Genomic DNA, 20,496 nt, shown 5'->3' with positions numbered 1-20,496 from the left:
GGCATGGAAATCGAGGGAAGGCCATGTCCAGGCCTTCGCCGGAGAGCGACTGCATGAGCCTCGACAAGGACTGGGATTCGATCCGGCCCGACCGCCGTGATAGCGCTGTTCATGCTGGCATGGGCATATTGCGGATCACGCTGCTGTTCGGCTCGGCTGCGGTGGCGCTGGCCTTGATCGCGACGCCATTCCTTGACAGCCGGACGCGATTGCAGTCCGCCCGCGATGGGTTTGCCGGCGGCCTCGACAGGATGAGCACGGGGTCGATTGGAAGCACGGGCTCGATCGCCCATACCTACACACTGCGCAGGAGCGTGCTGCAGCCGTTGCCCAGTTCGGTCTGCGTGATACGCGACAATGGCAAGCGCAGCGGCGACTGCTGACATCCTTTAAAGCGTCGTTTCATCGCCTGTTAAGCCTGTGCCATTAACCTTTCTTAACAGGTCGGCACTAGGGTTCCGGCAGGCGGGATCGACGGCCATGAAAACATTGTTGCAACGGTTTTTGGAAGACGAGACCGGCGCGACGGTCATAGAATACGGCGTCATCGTGACCGTGCTGTCGCTCGCCATCGTTGCCGGGGCCGGTCAGGTGTTCGATGCCCTCAAATGGCTGTTCAGCGACAACAACAGCAGGCTTGTGAACGCTTTCGCGCAGTGATCACGACCGGGCACCCGCATCCGAAGATCCGGTCAGTGCCCTTCGGGATTTTCCAGTATTGTCTTCAGCGAGATTTTCGCCGAGCCGGGCTTCAGCGGCTTTTGCTGCGAGGCGTCGGGCGCCCAGCCTGACATCCAGACGATCGGGAAACTCGCCCTGACGCGGCCATCGGCATCCGAAAATCGCTCGGCATAGACTTCGGCGGCGCGGGCAAACAGCCTTCGCGTCCCAGGTCGCCTGCTACGGTCGATGAGCGCGCTGGTCTCGCCCATCGCCCGCAGGTCCGCCATCACGCCGAACAGGGAATCGTAGCGCACCGTCACCGTCTCGACGTCGGCGACGGGCAAAGCCAGGCCGGCGCGTTGCAGAAGCGCCCCGGCGTCGCGCACGTCGGTGAACGGGATGACGCGCGGGCTGGCGCCGCCATAAAGCTCGGTCTCGGCGGCGAGCAGGCTTTCGCGCAGCTCGGAAAGCGTGCCGGCGCCGGCAAAGGCGCCGAGGAAAAGACCGTCCGGCTTCAGTGCGCGACGGATCTGCACCAGCATGCCGGGAATGTCGTTCATTGCCTGAAGGGACAGAAGAGACACGGCGAGGTCGAGGCTTTCCGGCTCGAACGGCACGGTCTCCAGCGGCGCCACCAATCCCGCGGCATTGTCTAGGAACAACGCATCCGCCTCCACGCGCGCGATGTCCGTCACTTTGCCGCTTGTCGCGAGCACGTCGACGGCCGCCGGCGTCTGGCAAAACAGCACGGCCGCTCTGTCAAATTTACGCTCCACGGCGCCCAGCCGGTCGGCAAGCTCTTCGGCTGCCCGCCGCATCAGGAAATCCGCACCCGCAGCCGGACGGGCAAGGGCCCGGCGCTTGTGCGTCAGCCAGAGAGAGGTGTCGACTATGGGCTGCAACGGCTGGTTCCTGGTTTCCGCTCTCTGATATAGGGTGGCGGAGAACCAATCACGTGGCCGATCCAATGCCAGATATCAAGAGTATCGCCCGAAAGGCATTGGACTGGCCGGCGCGCATCCTGTTTCCGCCGGTTTGCGCCGGCTGCCGCCGGCATGTCTCGCAGCCCGGCGTGCTGTGCGGCGCCTGCTGGCCGAAGCTCAGGCTCCTGGAACGGCCTTGGTGCCCGGTGATGGGCACACCGTTCATCCATCACATGGGCGAGGGGTTCCTGTCGGCCGAGGCGATCGCCGACCCGCCGCCCTTCGAGCGCGCGCGGGCCGCGGTCGCTTACTCCGGTGTCGCCCGCCAGATGGTGCAAGGGTTGAAATACCAGGATCGCACCGATCTGGCGCCGTGGATGGCGCGCTGGATGCTGCGCGCCGGCGCCGAACTGATCGCGGAAGCCGATGTGGTCGTGCCGGTGCCGCTGCACTGGCGGCGCTTTTTCAGGCGTCAGTTCAACCAGTCGGCGGAGCTGGCAAGGGCGGTATCGCAGCTTGGCAGCCTGCCTTTCGCGCCCTCAGCGGTCAGGCGCGTCAAGCTTACTCGTCAGCAGGTCGGGCTGGAGCGGCGGGAACGCGAGGAGAATGTGCGTGCCGCATTTCGCGTGCCCGAGGAGGCCGAGATCGAGATTGCCGGCCGCCGGGTGCTCTTGATCGACGATGTCTATACCACCGGCGCCACTGTCCGCGCGGTCGCCAAGGCGCTGAAGAAGGGCGGTGCCGGGACCGTCGACGTGCTGACCTTTGCGCGCGTGCTGCCGGGGGACTTTCGGGCCGACGAGTCCGCGACTATATAAGATTTTGAGACAAGGCAGGATTGCTGACCGATGGTCGACGTGACGATCTATACACGGGTGATGTGCGGCTATTGCGCGGCGGCCAAGCGGCTGCTCGAGCGCAAGGGCGTCGCCTACACCGAGCACGACGCCTCCTTCTCGCCGGAACTGCGCCAGGAAATGATCTCCCGCGCGAACGGCCGCTCGACCTTTCCGCAGATATTCATCGGCGATACGCATGTCGGCGGCTCCGACGATCTCCACGAACTGGAGGCGGAGGGTCGGCTGGACCGTCTGCTCGCCAATGGCTCGACGATTTAAGGACATGACGATGGGTGCTTTCAAGGCGGCGGCGATCCAGATGCGTTCGGGCACCAGCCCCGAGCACAACGCGGTCGATCTCGAGCGGCTGGTGCGCGAGGCGGCAAGCCAGGGCGCGACCTATATCCAGTCACCGGAAATGACCGGTGCCCTGGTCCGCGACAAACAGGCGCGGGCCGCCTCTTTCACGTCCGAGGACAAGGACATTATCGTCTCGACGTCGCGCAAGCTGGCGAAAGAGCTTGGCGTCTACTTGCATATAGGCTCGACCGCCATCCTGCGCGCCGACGGCAAGCTCGCCAATCGCGCGCTTCTGTTCGGGCCGGATGGCGCGACATTAGCCACCTACGACAAGATCCACATGTTCGACGTCGATCTCGACAATGGCGAGAGCTGGCGCGAATCCGCCGCCTACGAGCCGGGCACCGAGGCCATCGTTACCGAGGTCGATGGCGCGAGGCTGGGTTTCGCCGTCTGCTACGATCTGCGCTTTCCGCAGCTCTTCCGCGCCGAGGCACTGGCCGGCGCCGACCTGCTTTCGGTGCCCGCCGCCTTCACCCGCCAGACCGGCGAAGCGCACTGGCATGTGCTGCTCAGGGCACGCGCCATCGAGAACGGCGCCTATGTCGTCGCCGCGGCGCAAGGCGGACTGCACGAGGACGGCCGCGAGACCTATGGCCATTCGCTGATCGTCGATCCCTGGGGCCGTATCGTCGCCGAGGCGGCGCATGACGAGCCCGCCGTGATCGTCGCCGAGATCGACCCAGCGCAGTCGGTCGCCGCGCGCAAGAAGATCCCGAACCTGAAAAATGCGCGGGATTTTGCCGTCAACGGCGGATCGGCCGAGGCGCTGCCGCTTAGGGGTGCAGCATCTTGATCCGCTTTTCCCTGATCTGCGAACACGAGCACGAATTCGAGGGTTGGTTTCGCAGTAATGACGATTTCGACACCCAGAAGAAACGTGGCTTCGTCGATTGTCCGAGTTGCGGCTCGCACAAGGTCGAGAAGGCGTTGATGGCGCCGGCCGTCTCCACCGGGCGCAAACAGGAAAAAATCGCGCTCGCCATGGGCGAGGCCCAGAAGCAGGCGCTGGCGCAACTGAAAGCCATGGCCGAGAAGGTGCGCGAGAACGCCGATTATGTCGGCGACAAGTTTGCCGAGGAAGCGCGCAAGATCCATTTCGGCGAGAGCGATCCGCGCGGCATCTATGGCGAGGCGACGCTGGAGGAGGCGAAGAGCCTGATAGAGGACGGCGTCGAATTCATGCCGATTCCGAGTTTTCCCGACGAGCGGAACTGACAGGTTATCTCACGCTCGCTATCAACTTCTCAAGCAGGCGAGCAAGCATCTCCTGCTCCTGGCGCGTCAAACCGGAAAGTATCTCGTGCTCGTTGGCGACGTGGGCGGCGACCGCCTCATCGATCAATGTCAGGCCCTTGTCGGTCAGCTGGACGACAATTCCGCGCCGATCGTTGGGATGCGGCCCGCGCATGATCAATCCTAACTTTTCGAGCCGATCGAGCCGGTTGGTCATGGCGCCCGACGTCACCATCGTCGCTTCATAGAGAGCAGTTGGCGTCAGCGCATAAGGGGGCCCGGAACGGCGCAGCGTCGCCAGCACATCGAATTCCCCGGTCTGCAAACCGAAACGGGCAAACAGCGGAGCGAGGCGTTCTCGTGCTATCAGCGACGAGGCCTCGTTCAATCGTCCAAGCACGGCCATCGGCGAAACATCCAAATCCGGCCGTTCCCTTTTCCACTGCTCGATGGCGTTCGCTGCGCGATCCATCTATCTCACCATTAAATATCTTGACGTTAAGAATCTTTGTATTATCTTATCTGAAGATGCAGTGCCGGCCAAGAGCCGCAAATAGGCGAAAGGGCTACGAAATGAAATTTCTCTGGGATTCGGCGCTCGGCCTATTGATCGTCACCGGCGGGCTGCTCGGCCTGACGCTGCCGTTCGGCAAGATCGCGACGGCAGCTGGCGTTTCCGCCATGGTCTGGGCCCTCGTCATATCGCTCGGCGCCGGCGGCGTGCTTCTGTGCGCCTTGCTGCTGCGCGGGCAGCGCATCCGGCTTACCCCGCACAGACTGCGCTACTTCTTCGTCACCGCGGCAGTGTCCTACGCCTTCCCCAATCTCTTGATGTTCTCGGCCATTCCGCATCTCGGTGCCGGCTATACCGGCATCATGTTCACGCTGTCGCCGGTGATCACGCTGGTGTTTTCGATCCTGCTCGGCGTTCGCCGTCCCAACCTGCTTGGTGTTGTCGGCATTGCCGTCGGCTTCGTCGGTGCTGTCATGGTGGCGATGACGCGCGGCGAGGCCGGACAGCCGGCCGAATTTTTCTGGGTAGCGATAGGGCTGCTCATCCCGGTCAGCCTTGCCGCCGGCAACATCTACCGCACCGTCGACTGGCCCGAAGGGACCGGACCGATCGAGCTTGCCGTCGGCAGCCATCTGGCAGCGGCTGCGCTGCTTTTGGGCGGTATCCTCATGCAGCAAGGCGGGGGGTCGCTCGCCCTGCTCGGCGGCGTGCCGCTGGTGGTCGTCGGGCAGATCGCGTCGGCCGCGGCGATGTTCGCCTTCTTCTTCCGCCTGCAGGCGGTCGGCGGCCCGGTCTATCTTAGCCAGATCGGCTATGTCGCGGCTGCGGTCGGGTTGTTTGCCGGGACGATCGTTTTGGGCGAGCACTATCAATTGCTGACCTGGGCGGGTGCTGTCATCATCACCGCCGGCGTCTTCATCACCACCAAAGCGCAAAGCCAGATCACCACAAAGGCGCAGAACCAGACGGGTGAAAAGGTGGCGGCGTGAGAAGGTTCAGGCATTTCGTGACAAAGTTCAGGCGGGTGCCTTCTCCGCCAGCACCATGTAGTTGACGTCCATGTCTTTCGACCGCTGCCAGCGGTCGGCGAGCGGATTGTAGGCGACGCCGGTGCGGTCGATGATGCTCAGACCAGCGCCGGCAAGCGCCTTTTCCAGCTCGTCTGGCCGCACCAGCTTACCGAACTGGTGGGTGCCGCGCGGCAACCAGCGCAGCACATATTCGGCGCCGATGATGGCCAGGCCCAGCGCCTTCAGCGTGCGGTTGATGGTAGCGACGAACATGATACCGCCGGGCTTGACCATCTCGCCGCATTTGGCGACGAACAGGTCGATGTCGGCGACGTGCTCGACCACTTCCATATTGAGGATGACGTCGAATTTCTCGCCGGCGTCGGCCAGATCCTCCGCCGTCGTGGCACGGTAATCCACCGTCACCCCGACCTCCGCCGCATGCAGCTTGGCCACTTCGATGTTGGTGGCGGATGCATCGGCGCCGACCACCTCGGCGCCAAGCCGCGCCATCGGCTCGCACAACAGCCCGCCGCCGCAGCCGATGTCGAGGAAGCGCAGGCCCTCGAACGGCCGCGCCGCACGCGGGTCGCGGCCGAAGCGCGTCGCCACCTGGTCGCGTATATAGGCAAGCCGGATCGGATTGAACTTGTGCAGCGGACGGAACTTGCCGTTCGGATTCCACCATTCGGCGGCAAGGGCGGAAAAGCGCTCCACTTCTCCGGCATCGATCGTCGACCGTCGGGGTTCTGGCATGGCGTGTCTCCCGCAGACTCAAAAGTTCAGAGCGCGATCGGGTGCAAAACCGGATACGACTTTTGCTGATCGCGCTCTGGTGCGCTAGGAAGTCGGTCGCGAGGCAGCGAATGTCAAGGCAGCAATTTCGCCTGTCGACAGGCCAGTGCTCATGATGCCAGGCGGCACTGACTGCGATCTGCGCCTCGTCACCCAACCGGCAACTGGCGGCATGCCTTGCGAAACCCTAAGCATTTGGCTAAGGAGGCCGCGAATTCAGCGACCGGCCCGGCCGGACGCTCCCTTTCCGCTTTTCGGCCGTCGGCCCGGCATCCAGTCAAAGGCATTTCGCTTCCATGGCGCGCATCGTGATGAAATTCGGCGGAACCTCCGTCGCCGACATCGCCCGCATCCGCAATGTGGCGCGCCACGTCAAACGCGAGGTCGATGCCGGCCATGAGGTCGCGGTGGTCGTCTCGGCGATGGCCGGCAAGACCAACGAGCTCGTGCAATGGACGCGCGAAGCCTCGCCCATGCACGATGCACGCGAATATGACGCTGTCGTTGCCTCCGGCGAGCAGGTGACTGCCGGCCTGTTGGCGATCGCGCTGCAGAACATGGGCGTCCATGCCCGTTCCTGGCAAGGCTGGCAGATCCCGATCAAGACCGACAATGCGCATGGCGCGGCGCGCATTCTCGATATCGACGGCGCGTTCCTGATCAAGCGCTTCGGCGAGGGCCAGGTGGCGGTGGTCGCGGGTTTCCAGGGCATCGGGCCGGACAACCGCATCGCGACGCTCGGCCGTGGCGGCTCCGACACCAGTGCCGTCGCCATCGCGGCGGCGGTCAAGGCTGACCGCTGCGACATCTATACCGATGTCGACGGGGTCTACACCACCGATCCGCGCATCGAGCCGAAGGCGCGGCGGCTGGCCAAGATTTCCTTCGAGGAAATGCTTGAAATGGCCTCGCTCGGCGCCAAGGTCCTGCAGGTGCGCTCGGTCGAGCTTGCCATGGTGCACAGGGTGCGTACTTTCGTGCGGTCGTCCTTCGACGATCCCGACGCGCCCGGAATGGGGGATTTGCTCAATCCGCCCGGAACGCTTATTTGCGACGAGGAAGAGATCGTGGAACAGCAGGTCGTCACCGGAATTGCCTACGCGAAGGACGAAGCGCAGATTTCGCTGCGCCGTGTCGGCGACCGGCCGGGCGTCGCCGCCGGCATTTTCGGGCCGCTGGCCGAAGCCAACATCAATGTCGACATGATCGTCCAGAACATTTCCGAGGACGGCAAGTTCACCGACATGACCTTCACCGTGCCGTCCGGCGATGTCGACAAGGCGCTTGCCGTGCTCGAGCGGCTGAAGGCCACGATCGGCTACGACGTCGTGCAGTCGGAAGCCGGCATGTCGAAGGTCTCGGTCATCGGCATCGGCATGCGTAGCCATGCGGGCGTTGCGGCCACCGCCTTCAAGGCGCTGGCCGACAAGGCGATCAACATCCGCGCGATCACGACCTCCGAGATCAAGATTTCGATCCTGATCGACGGTCCCTACACCGAACTTGCGGTTCGTACTTTGCATTCCGTCTACGGTCTGGATAAGCAGTAGCAGACTGCATCGGCCCGAAAATCGGAGTCGATTCTCGGAAAGCACGATGCAGCAGATCGAAAGTCTTAGAGCGTCCTTTGTGCGTCCAATTGGATGCATGGCGCTCTAATTGAGTTGTTGCGTGAGCGCCGGCCGCGGGAGAAACTGCGGCGGGCAGAATGTCCATTGGAGAACAAGCCGCGATGCGTGATACGGCCAGCGGCCCGCGCGTTTTGCTGAAACGGCTCCGCGAGCTCATGCAGGAGCCGCTGGAGCCGCAGGAGCGGCTCGACCGTATCGTGCGCGACATCGCCTCCAACATGGTCGCCGAAGTGTGCTCGCTTTATGTGCTACGCGCCGATTCGGTGCTCGAACTCTATGCCACCGAGGGCTTGAACCCGAAAGCCGTCCATTTGGCGCAGCTCAGGCTGGGGGAAGGCCTCGTCGGCACGATCGCGGCCTCAGCACGGCCGCTCAATCTCTCCAACGCGCAGGAACATCCCGCCTTCGCCTATCTGCCGGAGACAGGGGAAGAGATCTATAATTCCTTCCTTGGTGTGCCGGTGCTCAGGGCAGGGCGCACGCTCGGTGTGCTGGTCGTCCAGAACAAGACCATGCGCCACTATCGCGACGACGAGGTCGAGGCGCTGGAAACGACGGCGATGGTGATCGCCGAGATGATTGCCACCGGCGACCTTGCCCGGCTGACCCGGCCCGGGCTCGAACTCGACCTGCGCCGCCCGGTGAGCTTTACCGGCCTGTCCTTCAACGAGGGCGTCGGGCTTGGTCATGTCGTGCTGCACGAGCCGCGCATCGTCGTCACCAATCTGTTCAACGAGGACAGCGAAGAGGAGATCAAGCGGCTCGATGCTTCCCTCGGTTCGCTCAGGCTCTCCATCGACGACATGCTGGAACGCCGCGAAGTCGCCTTCGAGGGCGAGCATCGCCAGGTGCTCGAAGCTTATCGCATGTTCGCCAACGACAGCGGCTGGGTGCGCCGGCTGGAAGAGGCGATCCGCAACGGCCTGACGGCAGAAGCGGCGGTGGAAAAAGTGCAGAGCGACATGCGTGCCCGCATGCTGCACATGACCGATCCGTATCTGCGCGAGCGGATGAGCGATTTCGACGATCTGGCCAACCGGTTGCTGCGCCAGTTGATGGGGCGCGGGCCGGACGATGTCGCGGCCTCGCTGCCGAAGGACGCTATCATCGTAGCCCGCTCGATGGGCGCCGCCGAACTGCTCGATTATCCCAGAGACAAGCTGCGCGGCGTGGTGCTGGAGGACGGCGCGGCGACCAGCCATGTCGTCATCGTGGCGCGGGCTATGGGCATACCGGTCGCCGGCCAGATGAAGGGCGCCGTTTCCATGGCGGAAAACGGCGACGCTATCATTGTCGACGGCGAAGAAGGCGCGATCCATCTGCGCCCTCAGCCCGACCTCGAAGCCGCCTATGCCGAAAAGGTCCGCTTCCGGGCGCGGCGGCAGGAGGTCTACCGCGAACTGCGCAAGAAGCCGTCGGTGACCAAGGATGGCGTCCAGGTCGACCTTTTGATGAATGCGGGCCTGGCCGTCGATCTGCCGCAGCTTGCCGAGGCGGGCGCCGCCGGCATCGGCCTGTTCCGCACCGAGCTGCAATTCATGGTCGCTTCGACCTTTCCGCGTGCGGAAGCCCAGGAACGGCTCTACCGTGACGTGCTCGACGCGGCGCGCGGCAAGCCGGTGACCTTCCGCACCATCGATATCGGCGGCGACAAGGTGCTGCCCTACTTCAAGGACACGATCCAGGAAGAGAATCCGGCGCTCGGCTGGCGCGCCATCCGCTTGACGCTCGACCGGCCGGGCCTGTTGCGCACCCAGATCCGCGCGCTTCTAAAGGCCTGCGGCGGGCGTGAACTGAAGCTGATGCTGCCAATGGTGACGGAACTCGGCGAGATAGCGCAGGCGCGCGAAATCGTCGACCGCGAGGTGCGGCATCTGTCGCGTTTTGCCCATCATTTGCCGACCAGCCTGAAGCTCGGAGCCATGCTGGAAGTGCCTTCGCTGCTGTTCCAGCTCGACGAGCTGATGAAGGCCGTCGATTTCGTCTCGGTCGGCTCGAACGATTTGTTCCAGTTCGTCATGGCGGTCGATCGCGGCAACACGCAGCTCTCCGACCGTTTCGACACGCTGTCGACACCATTCCTGCGCGTTCTGAAACAGGTCGCCGACGCCGGGGTGCGCAATAATACCCCGGTGACCTTGTGCGGCGAACTGGCCGGCAAGCCGATCTCGGCGATGGCGCTGATCGGCCTTGGCTACCGATCGATCTCGATGTCGCCGGCCTCGATCGGTCCGGTCAAGGCGATGCTGACGGAACTGCCGCTAGCCGAGCTGCAAGCGTTTTTCGACGACAATCTCATGGCGCCGTCCCAGAAAGTGCCGATGCGGGCGCTGCTGCAGGCCTTTGCCGACGACCGCTCAATTCCGCTATAGACTTTCACATGATCAACCTGCCCCGCGACCGTATGGATCAAGTCGTCAAGCGTTTCGACATGCTCGAAGCGCAGATGTCGGCCGGGCCTGCGGCGGACGCCTATGTCAAGATGGCGTCGGAATATGCCGACATCCAGGAGATGGTGGCAAAGATCAGGGCGCTGCGCACCGCCGAGCACGAACAGGCCGATCTGGAGGCGATGCTCGCCGACAAAAGCACAGATGCCGAAATGCGCGCATTGGCCGAGGCCGATCTGCCCGAGGTCAGGGAACGCATCGAAGCGCTGCAGAAGGACATCCAGATCCTGCTTCTGCCCAAGGATGCCGCCGACGACAAGAACGCCATCCTCGAAATCCGCGCCGGCACCGGCGGCGATGAGGCGGCTCTCTTTGCCGGCGACCTGTTTCGCATGTACGAACGCTACGCTGCGGCACGCGGCTGGCGTTTCGAGACGGCATCGGCAAGCGAGGGCGAGGTCGGCGGCTACAAGGAAATCATCGCCACCATTTCGGGCAAGGGGGTCTTTGCCCATCTGAAATTCGAGTCCGGTGTGCATCGCGTGCAGCGCGTGCCGGCGACCGAGGCCGGCGGGCGCATCCACACCTCGGCGGCGACGGTTGCAGTGCTGCCCGAAGCGGAAGAGGTCGACATCGACATCAGGGCCGAAGACATCCGCATCGACACGATGCGCGCCTCGGGTTCGGGCGGCCAGCACGTCAATACCACCGATTCGGCGGTGCGCATCACCCATCTGCCAACCGGCATCATGGTGGTGCAGGCGGAGAAGTCGCAGCACCAGAACCGGGCGAAAGCCATGCAGATCCTGCGCGCCAGGCTTTACGACCTCGAGCGCGGCAAGGCTGACGAGGAGCGCTCCGAATCGCGCAAATCGCAGGTCGGCTCGGGCGATCGCTCGGAGCGCATTCGCACCTATAATTTCCCGCAGGGCCGCGTCACCGACCATCGCATCAATTTGACGCTCTACAAGCTCGACCGGGTAATGATGGGCGAACTCGACGAGATCATCGACGCGCTGATGGCCGATCACCAGTCGAAGCTGCTCGCCGATATCGGCCTCGATGGCTGACAATCTGCCCGGTACGCTCGGGTTGCTGCTGAAAGCGGCGCGGGCACGCCTTGCCGCGGCCGCAGTCGCCGATCCGGCGCTGGATGCCAGGCTGATCGTCGAACATCTGTCCGGTACCACCCGCACACAAGCCATCGCCGATCCCGAATGCAGGGTCGATGCCGGCGCGATTGCCGCGATCGACGCAGCCTTGAGACGGCGGATCGGCGGGGAACCGGTGCATCGCATCCTCGGCCATCGCGAATTCTACGGCTTGCGCCTGTCGCTTTCACCGGAAACGCTGGAGCCGCGACCAGATACCGAAACGCTGGTCGAAGCGGTGCTGCCCTTTGTGAAGACGACAGCAGAACGGCAAGGCGAATGCCGCATCCTCGATCTCGGCACCGGCACCGGCGCTATCGCACTGGCGCTGCTCAGCGCCGTTCAGGCGGCGGTCGCCACTGGGGCCGACATTTCGCAAGACGCGCTGGTCACTGCCATGCGCAATGCCAGGGAATTGGGGTTGGCCACCCGGTTCCAGGTGCTCAAATCCGACTGGTTCGAAAAAGTTTTTGGCCGATACCATGTAATTGCCGCCAACCCTCCCTATATACCGTCCATAGACATTGAAAATCTGCAGGACGAAGTCCGCGATTTCGATCCACGCCAAGCCCTCGATGGCGGCGTGGACGGTCTTAGTCCCTACAGGATCATCGCCGCCGAGGCGGCAGGTTTTTTGGAAGCCGAGGGCAGGATTGTGGTCGAGATCGGCCACACGCAACGCCAAGAGGTCACCGACATATTCTCCGCAGCCGGCTACGGTTCGGCCGGGGTTTTTCGCGATCTTGGCGGAAACGACAGGGTTCTGATCTTTGAACTGACAAAGCCGTGATGCAGTGCGAAAAAACGCTTGGCAATGCCGGGGAATGCGGCTAGGGTCGCCTTAACCGGATGAGACGAAGCAGGCAGTGCTCTTAGCGATTCGGTTTCCTTGGAAATAGCTGCCTTCTTGCGCAAACGACGCCCAAGCTTCGTGCGGGAATCGTCCGACAAGTGATGTAACCGGAACAGGATGACACGTGGCGCCAACGCAATCGATGCGGGCGAACGCCGGTGAAGAGACGAAACGGCTGGCTGCATGAGCGCCTCCGTTCGTGAAGAGTTTTCGAAAATTTCAAAATGAAGAGAGTCGAATGAGGCCACAACAGCAGAACAGGCGCATGCGCGGTCGCAACAATAGCGGCGGCGGTGGTAACAATAATAATAACAACAACCGCAAGGGACCAAATCCCCTGACGCGCAACTACGAGAGCAACGGTCCGGACGTAAAGATCCGCGGATCGGCTCAGCAGATCGCCGAAAAATACGCAACCCTTGCCCGTGACGCGCAAAGCTCCGGCGACCGGGTGATGGCGGAAAACTATCTCCAGCACGCCGAGCACTACAATCGCATCATCGCTGCCGCGCAGGCGCAGATACCGATCCAGAGCGCTCAGCAGAATCGCGACGATTTTGACGATGACGGCGACGAAGATCGCGACGAGTTCGACAATGCCGGCAACAGCAACGTCGGTGAGACGGCGGCTCCGGTGGTCAACCACGGGGCCGGCCCGCAGCCGGTTATCGACGGCACGCCAGCCGAGTTGGCGTTCAACCAGGAAAACGGCCGTGACAATCGCGATAACCGTGGGCGCGATAACGATGGGCGCGATAATGGTGGGCGCGATGGCGGCCGCCATCGTGACCGTCGCCCCAATGGCGGCTACGGCCAGAACGGCCAGCGCGGCGAATATGGTGCGCGCGGCGAGCAGGGCGGACAGCGCAGCGACCAGAACCGGCGCAACGAGACGCCGGTACAGAATGAAACGCCCGTGCAGGCGCAAGCTGTGTCTCCGGTTGAGCCTGCTTCTGTGGCCGAACCCGCGCCGCAGTTCGAAAACTTTTCGCCGGCGGCTCTCGCTGCCCAGGCCGAGATGAACGAAGCAGCCACTGAAAGCGGCGCTGCCCGCCGCCCCAGGCGTCCGCGCCGTCCGCGCGTCAATGCTAACCAGGTGGATGGCGGCATCGACAATGCTGGCGCCGATAATGGGAATGCAGCGCCGGCGGAAGACGCCGGTGGCGAGCCCGCCATCGTCGACGTCAACAACTGATCGAGCAAGGCTTTCAGACATTCTTGGACGGCGGAGAGAAATCTCCGCCGTTTTTGTTTGTGCGCCCCGTGGAATATTATGCGTTCGCCATTACCGGACGTCTTGAGGGGCCGTGGCTTGCGCACCATATCTCGCGTGAACAGGACCCGGCTCGAACGGGCGGGTCCGTCACCGCAATCTGATCCGGTGCCGCAAAGCGGGCCGGTGACGGAAGGAGACAGATATGAACCTTGAAAAATACTCCGAGCGCGTGCGCGGCTTCATCCAGTCTGCGCAGACCATGGCGCTCTCGCGCAACCACCAGCAGTTCACCCCTGAACATATATTGAAGGTGCTCGTCGACGACGACGAGGGCTTGGCCGCGTCGTTGATCGAGCGCGCCGGCGGCAGCGTTCGCGACGCCAAGCTTGGCGTCGAGACGGCACTTGAGGCAATGCCCAAGGTGGAAGGCGGCAACGGCCAGCTTTATCTGGCGCAGCCGCTGGCCAAAGTGTTCTCGACAGCCGAAGAACTAGCCAAGAAGGCCGGCGATAGCTTCGTCACGGTCGAGCGGCTGCTGACGGCGCTGGCGGTGGAGAAATCCGCCAAGACCGCCGATATCCTGACCAAAGCCGGCGTGACCCCACAGGCGCTGAACCAGGTGATCAACGACGTCCGCAAGGGCCGCACCGCCGATTCGGCGAGCGCCGAGCAGGGCTATGATGCGCTGAGGAAGTACGCGCGCGACCTCACCGCCGACGGCCGCGCCGGCAAGCTCGACCCCGTCATCGGCCGCGACGACGAGATCCGCCGCACCATCCAGGTGCTGTCGCGCCGCACCAAGAACAATCCGGTGCTGATCGGTGAACCCGGCGTCGGCAAGACGGCGATCGCCGAAGGGCTGGCGTTGCGCATCGTCAATGGCGACGTGCCGGAATCGCTCAAGGACAAGCAGTTGATGGCGCTCGACATGGGGTCGTTGATCGCCGGTGCAAAATATCGCGGCGAATTCGAGGAGCGGCTGAAGGCGGTGCTTTCGGAAGTCACCGCTGCCGCTGGCGGCATCATCCTGTTTATCGATGAGATGCACACGCTGGTCGGCGCCGGCAAGGCGGATGGCGCCATGGATGCGTCGAACCTGTTGAAGCCGGCGCTGGCACGCGGCGAACTGCATTGCGTCGGCGCGACGACGCTCGATGAATACCGCAAGCATGTCGAGAAGGACGCGGCCCTTGCCCGCCGCTTCCAGCCGGTCTTCGTCAATGAGCCGACCGTCGAAGACACCGTCTCCATTCTGCGCGGCCTGAAGGAAAAATACGAGCAGCACCACAAGGTGCGCATCTCGGATTCGGCGCTGGTCGCGGCAGCGTCGCTGTCCAACCGCTATATCGCCGACCGATTCCTGCCGGACAAGGCGATCGACCTTGTCGACGAGGCCGCGTCGCGGCTCCGGATGCAGGTCGATTCGAAGCCCGAAGCGCTGGACGAGATCGACCGCCGTATCATGCAGCTCAAGATCGAGCGTGAGGCGTTGAAAGTCGAAAAGGACGACGCGTCGAAGGATCGGCTTGCCCGCCTCGAAAAGGATCTTTCCGCCCTGGAGGAGGAATCGACCGAACTGACCTCCAAGTGGCAGGCCGAGAAGCAGAAGCTCGGGCTCGCCGCCGACCTGAAGAAACAGCTCGACGAGGCACGCAACGAGCTCGCCATCGCCCAGCGCAAGGGTGAATTCCAGCGCGCCGGCGAGCTGGCCTATGGCAAGATCCCGGAACTCGAGAAGAAGCTGACGCAGGCCGAGGCGCAAGACGGCAAGGTCGGCATGGTCGAGGAAGTGGTCACTCCCGATCATGTCGCCCATATCGTGTCGCGCTGGACCGGCATTCCGGTCGACAAGATGCTGCAGGGCGAGCGCGACAAGCTGTTGCGCATGGAAGATGAGATCGGCAAGCGAGTCGTCGGCCAGGGCGAAGCGGTGCAGGCCGTGTCGAAAGCCGTTCGCCGTGCCCGCGCCGGCCTGCAGGACCCGAACCGGCCGATCGGCTCGTTCATGTTTCTCGGACCGACGGGCGTCGGCAAGACCGAGCTGACCAAGGCGCTCGCCAGCTTCCTGTTCGACGACGAGAGCGCGATGGTGCGTATCGACATGTCGGAATTCATGGAGAAGCACTCGGTCGCCCGGCTGATCGGCGCGCCTCCCGGCTATGTCGGCTATGAGGAAGGCGGCGCGCTGACCGAAGCGGTGCGGCGCCGGCCCTACCAGGTCGTGCTGTTCGACGAGATCGAGAAGGCGCATCCCGACGTGTTCAACGTGCTGCTGCAGGTGCTCGATGACGGCCGGCTGACCGACGGGCAGGGCCGCACGGTCGATTTCCGCAACACGTTGATCATCATGACGTCGAACCTCGGCGCCGAATATCTGGTCAATCTCGGCGAGAACCAGGACGTCGATGTCGTGCGCGACGAGGTGATGAGCGTCGTCAGGGCGTCGTTCCGGCCGGAGTTCCTCAACCGCGTCGACGAGGTGATCCTGTTCCACCGGCTGCGCCGGCAGGATATGGGCCGCATCGTCGAGATTCAGCTCAAGCGGTTGGAAAACCTGCTCGTCGATCGCAAGATCACGCTTTCGCTGGACCAGGAGGCGGTCGATTGGCTGGCGGCCAAGGGCTACGATCCGGCCTATGGCGCGCGGCCGCTGAAGCGGGTGATGCAGAAGGAGTTGCAGGACCCGCTGGCGGAAAGGATCCTGCTCGGCGACATCCTCGACGGCTCGACCGTCAAGGTCACCGCCGGTTCCGACCGGTTGAATTTCCGGTCGAAGCCGACGGTCGTGGCGACCGAGGCGGCGGCCTGACTTCGAGTCGGCTTGCATAAATGGCGGGGGCGCAGATGACGCTGGATGACTACAACAGCTTCTGCGCCTCGTTGCCTGCAACGAGCCATGTCGTCCAATGGGGCGGCGCCCATGTCTGGAAGGTCGGAGCCAAGGTCTTTGCGATCGGCGGTTGGAGCGAGGGGAAGGAGCCGTTCGTCACCTTCAAATGCTCCGACATCGCCTATGACATCTTGAAGGAACAGCCGGGCCTTCGGCCCGCGCCCTATCTCGCGTCACGCGGCATGAAATGGATCCAGCGCCAGACAAGCCAAAGCATGGACGATGACGCGCTGAAGGACTATCTGCGCGAAAGCCATCGCCTTGTCGTCCTCAAGCTGACCAAACAGGTGCGCAAGGAATTGGGGCTCGCCGCCAGCTAGTGTTCTTGCTCCAGACCGCCAGAAATCCGCCATCTTCATGCCCGGTTCATGTTGGAACCTTATGGTCGCTAACTGATTTGCTGGCGAAGGGGTTGATCTATCGCGTCGGCCCGAAAATCCAATTCGATTTTAAAAAAGCGCGATGCGGAGATTAAAGTGTTAGAGCGCCCTTTGCGCGTCCGGAAGGACGCGCGGCGCTCTAAAGAGACAACGCCGGGCGGCGGCAATTACGGACCGGAGAATTTGGCCAACATGTTCCGCACGATCTTCACCCTTTCGGCGCTCGCCGCCGGGCTGCTCTCTTCGAGCGCAGTGGCCGCGCCGACGGAAGACATCGCGCCGCGATCTGCCCGTGCGGCCGATGCCGGTGGTGTGCTGGTCGCCCAGAACGGTGATTTCGACGTCTATTACGACGCCAGGGGAAACCGCGTCATCGTCGATGCGGAAACCGGCAAGGTTCTTGCCATCCAGCCGCCGCAGACCAGGTTCGACCGCCGTGCGCTGCGCCAAGAGCGCTTGCGCAATCTCGGACCGGTCGAGGACGACCGCTATTATCTCGACGATCCGGAAGACACGGCGCGCCTGCGCCGCAGGCAATTGGAAGAGGAAGGCCTGATCGTCGTGCCGCCGGTCGATGAATACGACCCCTACAGCGACAATTCGGTGGAAGCTTTTCCCGAAGCCCCGCGGGATGACGGCAGCTATGGCAATAATTATCCGGAAGCGCAGCAGCCGGCAAAGCCGCGCACCGTCAAGCGCCAGCCACTCAACGAGGCTTCGATCGAGCCAGTCGAGCCGACGGCGCCGGGCGACCAGGCGGCGCTGCCGCCAAAGATCGGCGGCGAAACGGCGGTCGACCCGTCGCTCTCGCTCGGTGCGCGCCAGGATGTTGCGGCGTTGCAAGTGCTGCTCGACCGCGCCGGCGCTTCGCCCGGCGTCGTCGACGGACGCTTCGGCTCGAATGTCGACAAGGCGCTCGCCGCCTACAACGAGATCACCGGCCGCAATCTGAGGTCCACCGATGTGGTCGGCATCCAGGCGGCCCTTGAGCAATCCGGCGGCGATGCCTTCGCCTCCTATAATATCACGCCCGAAGATGCGGCCGGCCCCTATGTCGCCTCGGTGCCGGAAGACTACAGCCAGAAGGCGCAGCTCGACCGGCTGAGCTACACCTCCGTCACCGAAGCGCTCGCCGAGCGCTTCCACATGGACGAGAACTATCTGAAGGCGCTCAATCCGGAAGCCAATTTCAACCGTCCTGGCACGATCATCAAGGTCGTCAATTTCGGCAGACTGGTAGCGAAGCCGGTGGCAAGCATCATCGCTGACAAGGGCAAGAAGCAGGTCCGCGCCTATGACGCGTCGGGCAAGCTAATCGCGGCCTATCCAGCCACCATCGGCTCGGCGGACACGCCTTCGCCCACCGGCACGCATGCGGTGTCGCGGATCGCTCTCGACCCGAACTACACCTACAACCCGAACATCAATTTCAAGCAGGGCGAAAACAACAAGATACTGACCATCCCGCCGGGCCCGAACGGCCCCGTCGGCTCGGTCTGGATCGCGCTGGACAAGCCGACCTACGGTATTCACGGCACACCCGACCCCTCCAAGATCGGCAAGACCGAAAGCCATGGCTGCGTGCGGCTGACCAATTGGGACGCGCGCGAACTGGCCAAAATCGTGTCGCCGGGCGTCACGGTGGAGTTCATCGACTGAGCGCCATATCCCAAATCCTTCGCACGACAAGGAACCGCGGACGGGCGACTTAGAGGTCTCGATCCTGTTCTGGTTTCAACGACAGCAAGCCTCTGGCCGGTTGTTGCGGGCGCGTAGGAGGTCTAAGCAGGCTTCATGCGTTCTCCATGCGAAGTCGGCGCCGACGCCGTCCCCCTGGTCAGGCCGCTCCCGGCCGATACGTTTTGCCCGCAATCGCGGCGCAGGTTCGTGCTGATCGCGGCGATCCTGGCTTCCGCGCTCGGCTTCATCGACGGTTCGATCCTGGCTATCGCCACGCCGGCGATCCGCTTCGACCTCGGCGCCAGTTTCGCCGAGGCGCAGTGGATTTCCAACTCCTATGCGCTGACGCTTTCGGCGCTCATCCTTGTCGGCGGCGCCGCCGGCGACCGTTTTGGTCTGCGGCATGCTTTCGTGGCAGGCATCGCGCTGTTCATTGCCGCCTCGCTTGCCTGCGCGGTGGCGCCGAATCCGCCAGTGCTCATTGCGTTTCGCGCCATTCAGGGCATCGGTGCCGCCATCATGGTGCCGGGCAGCCTCGCCATTATCGCCAAGGCCTATCCGAAGAAGGAGCGCGGCAGGGCGATCGGCATCTGGGCGGCGGCCTCGGCGCTGACGACGGCGCTTGGCCCGGTGCTGGGCGGCGTTGTCTTGTCGGCCTTCGGCGACGGCATCTGGCGGGTGATCTTCGCGGTCAATCTGCCGCTTGGACTTGTCTCGATCTATCTCCTGCTCGCCAAGGTCCCGGCCGACGCTCCGACGGAAAAGCGCAGCCTCGATCTCGGCGGCGCTGCCCTCGCCACATTGGCGTTCGGGGCGCTTGCCTATGGCTTGACCTCGATGAGCGCAGAGGGCGAGGGGCAAATGTCCGGCCCGAGCATTGCCGCCGGCGCTGTGCTGCTCATCGTGTTCATTGTCTTCGAGCGCCGGCAGCGCGAGCCGATGATCGATCTCTCGCTGTTTCGGGTCCGCGCTTTCGCCGGCGCCAATGTGGCGACCTTCTTCCTCTATTTCGCGCTGTCGGCCAATCTGTTCTACCTGCCGATGCTGCTGATCGCCGGATGGGGGATGAGCGCGGCCGAGGTCGGCTTCATCTTCCTGCCGCTGTCGGTCTTGATCGCGCTGTTGTCGGGGCCGATCGGCCAGTGGTCCGACCGGATCGGTCCGCGTTTTCCGATCGCCAGCGGCAGTCTTGTCGTCGCTGTCGCCTTTGCCGGGCTTGCCTTGCTGGCCTATGCCGGGATCCACAGTTTCTGGTGGGGAGTGTTTCCGCTGATGGCGCTGATGGGGCTCGGCATGGCGCTGGTCGTGTCGCCGCTGTCGACGGCGATCATGACGGCGGTCGAGGACAAGGATACGGGTGCCGCGTCGGGAATCAACAATGCCGTCTCGCGCATTGGCGGCCTGATCGCGGTGGCGGCGATGGGATCACTGGCGGCCTGGGTCTATGCGGCAGCGCTGAACATCGGTTCCGCATCCGGCGTTCCGGGTTTCGGCGAACCGGCGCCGGCGGGCCTGGCATCGGACCTCGATGCAGCAAGGCTTGCCGCCAGCGACGCAGCGTTCGCGGCCGTCGCCTTGGTGACCGCGCTGCTTTGCCTGCTCTCGGCGGTCGTGGCGTGGACGACTGTTTCCGGCGAGCGACTGCCATGGTCGCGTGGATCTGAAAATCCGCAAAGCTGAGGAGCCCAGAAAGGCTCCGAGGTCGGCTCAGCCTTCGATCTTGGCGCTCGCGACCTTCAGCGAATCACTGTCTTCCTGCTTGAGCAGATCATCGATGCGCCCGCGCTCACGCTTGAAGGCGACGAGGTCGTCGCCCTTCAGCACCTTGCCGACCGGCAGGCGAACACGCATCGGGTCGACCTTGGTGCCGTTGACGATCAGCTCGTAGTGGAGATGCGGACCGGTGGCGAGGCCGGTCTGGCCGAGAAAGCCGATGGTCTGGCCTTGGCGGACGCGCACGCCCGG

At 63.6% G+C, this 20,496-nt stretch carries 20 protein-coding genes (1 of these 20 only partly in view); 16 read left to right on the top strand and 4 right to left on the bottom strand.

Going from position 1 to position 20,496, the window contains the following annotated elements; all coding sequences use genetic code 11:
- Positions 1–53: 53 nt before the first annotated feature.
- Both RPG13_RS01885 and RPG13_RS01880 read left to right on the top strand, forming a co-directional pair.
- The gene (locus tag RPG13_RS01885; protein WP_126104781.1) at positions 54–383 is read left to right on the top strand and encodes a hypothetical protein; all 330 of its coding nucleotides are present in this window, start codon (positions 54–56) and stop codon (positions 381–383) included.
- 97 nt (positions 384–480) lie between these two features.
- Complete coding sequence (locus RPG13_RS01880) at positions 481–660, top strand: Flp family type IVb pilin (RefSeq protein WP_095486014.1); 180 nt, start codon at positions 481–483, stop codon at positions 658–660.
- Positions 661–692: 32 nt separating this feature from the next.
- On the opposite strand, the gene RPG13_RS01875 is transcribed toward RPG13_RS01880, so the two are convergent.
- The gene (locus RPG13_RS01875) at positions 693–1,565 is read right to left on the bottom strand and encodes a methyltransferase domain-containing protein (RefSeq protein ID WP_337124306.1); all 873 of its coding nucleotides are present in this window, start codon (positions 1,563–1,565) and stop codon (positions 693–695) included.
- Between the two features lie 53 nt (positions 1,566–1,618).
- Here RPG13_RS01875 and RPG13_RS01870 point away from each other — a divergent pair, with 53 nt between their 5' ends.
- From RPG13_RS01870 to RPG13_RS01855, 4 genes are read left to right on the top strand one after another with little or no spacing between them, the layout of a single operon-like run.
- The gene (locus RPG13_RS01870; RefSeq protein WP_095486016.1) at positions 1,619–2,404 is read left to right on the top strand and encodes a ComF family protein; all 786 of its coding nucleotides are present in this window, start codon (positions 1,619–1,621) and stop codon (positions 2,402–2,404) included.
- A gap of 30 nt (positions 2,405–2,434) precedes the next feature.
- Positions 2,435–2,704 (top strand): glutaredoxin 3, encoded by a 270-nt coding sequence (grxC, locus tag RPG13_RS01865; protein ID WP_095486017.1) that lies wholly within the window; start codon positions 2,435–2,437, stop codon positions 2,702–2,704.
- A gap of 10 nt (positions 2,705–2,714) precedes the next feature.
- Positions 2,715–3,581, top strand: coding sequence for a carbon-nitrogen hydrolase family protein (locus tag RPG13_RS01860; RefSeq protein ID WP_095486036.1), 867 nt, complete (start codon positions 2,715–2,717; stop codon positions 3,579–3,581).
- Positions 3,578–4,003, top strand: a complete 426-nt coding sequence (locus RPG13_RS01855; protein WP_095486018.1) for a DUF1178 family protein — start codon at positions 3,578–3,580, stop codon at positions 4,001–4,003. The genes RPG13_RS01860 and RPG13_RS01855 overlap by 4 nt, the downstream gene beginning before the upstream one ends.
- 4 nt (positions 4,004–4,007) lie before the next feature.
- On the opposite strand, the gene RPG13_RS01850 is transcribed toward RPG13_RS01855, so the two are convergent.
- The gene (locus RPG13_RS01850) at positions 4,008–4,493 is read right to left on the bottom strand and encodes a MarR family winged helix-turn-helix transcriptional regulator (RefSeq protein ID WP_095486019.1); all 486 of its coding nucleotides are present in this window, start codon (positions 4,491–4,493) and stop codon (positions 4,008–4,010) included.
- 101 nt (positions 4,494–4,594) lie between these two features.
- On the opposite strand from RPG13_RS01850, the gene RPG13_RS01845 reads away from it, so the two are divergent.
- Positions 4,595–5,524, top strand: a complete 930-nt coding sequence (locus RPG13_RS01845) for a DMT family transporter (protein WP_095486020.1) — start codon at positions 4,595–4,597, stop codon at positions 5,522–5,524.
- 27 nt (positions 5,525–5,551) lie between these two features.
- Here the strand turns inward: RPG13_RS01845 and ubiG are convergent, their stop codons facing one another.
- Positions 5,552–6,301, bottom strand: a complete 750-nt coding sequence (ubiG, locus tag RPG13_RS01840; RefSeq protein WP_095486021.1) for a bifunctional 2-polyprenyl-6-hydroxyphenol methylase/3-demethylubiquinol 3-O-methyltransferase UbiG — start codon at positions 6,299–6,301, stop codon at positions 5,552–5,554.
- Between the two features lie 335 nt (positions 6,302–6,636).
- Between ubiG and RPG13_RS01835 the strand changes: the two genes are divergently transcribed.
- The 9 genes from RPG13_RS01835 (at position 6,637) to RPG13_RS01795 (ending at position 20,211) form a co-directional block, all read left to right on the top strand.
- Positions 6,637–7,890 carry an aspartate kinase gene (locus RPG13_RS01835; protein ID WP_095486022.1) on the top strand — a complete coding sequence of 418 codons (1,254 nt, stop codon included), beginning with the start codon at positions 6,637–6,639 and terminating at the stop codon, positions 7,888–7,890.
- A 182-nt stretch (positions 7,891–8,072) separates the two neighbouring features.
- Entirely contained in the window at positions 8,073–10,343 is a 2,271-nt protein-coding gene (ptsP, locus tag RPG13_RS01830) for a phosphoenolpyruvate--protein phosphotransferase (RefSeq protein WP_126104785.1), read from the top strand.
- 8 nt (positions 10,344–10,351) lie between these two features.
- Positions 10,352–11,431, top strand: a complete 1,080-nt coding sequence (gene prfA, locus RPG13_RS01825; RefSeq protein WP_126104786.1) for a peptide chain release factor 1 — start codon at positions 10,352–10,354, stop codon at positions 11,429–11,431.
- Positions 11,424–12,302: a peptide chain release factor N(5)-glutamine methyltransferase gene (gene prmC / locus RPG13_RS01820; protein WP_292506442.1), complete on the top strand. Its 879-nt coding sequence runs from the start codon at positions 11,424–11,426 to the stop codon at positions 12,300–12,302. Before prfA ends, prmC begins: the two co-directional genes overlap by 8 nt.
- 301 nt (positions 12,303–12,603) lie before the next feature.
- Positions 12,604–13,560 (top strand): DUF4167 domain-containing protein, encoded by a 957-nt coding sequence (locus RPG13_RS01815; protein WP_337124305.1) that lies wholly within the window; start codon positions 12,604–12,606, stop codon positions 13,558–13,560.
- A gap of 223 nt (positions 13,561–13,783) precedes the next feature.
- Complete coding sequence (gene clpB / locus RPG13_RS01810; RefSeq protein WP_337124304.1) at positions 13,784–16,390, top strand: ATP-dependent chaperone ClpB; 2,607 nt, start codon at positions 13,784–13,786, stop codon at positions 16,388–16,390.
- A gap of 35 nt (positions 16,391–16,425) precedes the next feature.
- Complete coding sequence (locus RPG13_RS01805; protein WP_337124303.1) at positions 16,426–16,791, top strand: MmcQ/YjbR family DNA-binding protein; 366 nt, start codon at positions 16,426–16,428, stop codon at positions 16,789–16,791.
- 252 nt (positions 16,792–17,043) lie between these two features.
- Positions 17,044–18,510 (top strand): L,D-transpeptidase family protein, encoded by a 1,467-nt coding sequence (locus RPG13_RS01800; protein WP_337126972.1) that lies wholly within the window; start codon positions 17,044–17,046, stop codon positions 18,508–18,510.
- Positions 18,511–18,645: 135 nt separating this feature from the next.
- Positions 18,646–20,211 (top strand): MFS transporter, encoded by a 1,566-nt coding sequence (locus tag RPG13_RS01795; protein ID WP_337124302.1) that lies wholly within the window; start codon positions 18,646–18,648, stop codon positions 20,209–20,211.
- A gap of 27 nt (positions 20,212–20,238) precedes the next feature.
- Here the strand turns inward: RPG13_RS01795 and RPG13_RS01790 are convergent, their stop codons facing one another.
- Positions 20,239–20,496, bottom strand: partial view of a M23 family metallopeptidase gene (locus RPG13_RS01790; RefSeq protein WP_337124301.1) — the end only. It continues 1,704 nt past the right edge of the window; only the last 258 of its 1,962 coding nucleotides appear in the window; the start codon falls outside the window, past its right edge; its stop codon occupies positions 20,239–20,241.

Source organism: Mesorhizobium sp. ISC15 (assembly GCF_037162615.1).
GTDB lineage: Bacteria > Pseudomonadota > Alphaproteobacteria > Rhizobiales > Rhizobiaceae > Mesorhizobium > Mesorhizobium mediterraneum.
The sequence above is the reverse complement of the archived record's forward strand: the minus strand, read 5'-3'. Positions and strand labels throughout refer to the sequence as shown.

Bases quoted from the DNA above. Each gene is read 5' to 3' on its own strand.
- RPG13_RS01885 (WP_126104781.1), top strand. From the start codon at position 54: ATGAGCCTCGACAAGGACTGGGATTCGATCCGGCCCGACCGCCGTGAT.
- RPG13_RS01880 (WP_095486014.1), top strand. From the start codon at position 481: ATGAAAACATTGTTGCAACGGTTTTTGGAAGACGAGACCGGCGCGACG.
- grxC (WP_095486017.1), top strand. From the start codon at position 2,435: ATGGTCGACGTGACGATCTATACACGGGTGATGTGCGGCTATTGCGCG.
- RPG13_RS01860 (WP_095486036.1), top strand. From the start codon at position 2,715: ATGGGTGCTTTCAAGGCGGCGGCGATCCAGATGCGTTCGGGCACCAGC.
- RPG13_RS01850 (WP_095486019.1), bottom strand. From the start codon at position 4,493: ATGGATCGCGCAGCGAACGCCATCGAGCAGTGGAAAAGGGAACGGCCG.
- RPG13_RS01845 (WP_095486020.1), top strand. From the start codon at position 4,595: ATGAAATTTCTCTGGGATTCGGCGCTCGGCCTATTGATCGTCACCGGC.
- ubiG (WP_095486021.1), bottom strand. From the start codon at position 6,301: ATGCCAGAACCCCGACGGTCGACGATCGATGCCGGAGAAGTGGAGCGC.
- RPG13_RS01835 (WP_095486022.1), top strand. From the start codon at position 6,637: ATGGCGCGCATCGTGATGAAATTCGGCGGAACCTCCGTCGCCGACATC.
- ptsP (WP_126104785.1), top strand. From the start codon at position 8,073: ATGCGTGATACGGCCAGCGGCCCGCGCGTTTTGCTGAAACGGCTCCGC.
- prfA (WP_126104786.1), top strand. From the start codon at position 10,352: ATGATCAACCTGCCCCGCGACCGTATGGATCAAGTCGTCAAGCGTTTC.
- prmC (WP_292506442.1), top strand. From the start codon at position 11,424: ATGGCTGACAATCTGCCCGGTACGCTCGGGTTGCTGCTGAAAGCGGCG.
- RPG13_RS01815 (WP_337124305.1), top strand. From the start codon at position 12,604: ATGAGGCCACAACAGCAGAACAGGCGCATGCGCGGTCGCAACAATAGC.
- clpB (WP_337124304.1), top strand. From the start codon at position 13,784: ATGAACCTTGAAAAATACTCCGAGCGCGTGCGCGGCTTCATCCAGTCT.
- RPG13_RS01805 (WP_337124303.1), top strand. From the start codon at position 16,426: ATGACGCTGGATGACTACAACAGCTTCTGCGCCTCGTTGCCTGCAACG.
- RPG13_RS01800 (WP_337126972.1), top strand. From the start codon at position 17,044: ATGTTCCGCACGATCTTCACCCTTTCGGCGCTCGCCGCCGGGCTGCTC.
- RPG13_RS01795 (WP_337124302.1), top strand. From the start codon at position 18,646: ATGCGTTCTCCATGCGAAGTCGGCGCCGACGCCGTCCCCCTGGTCAGG.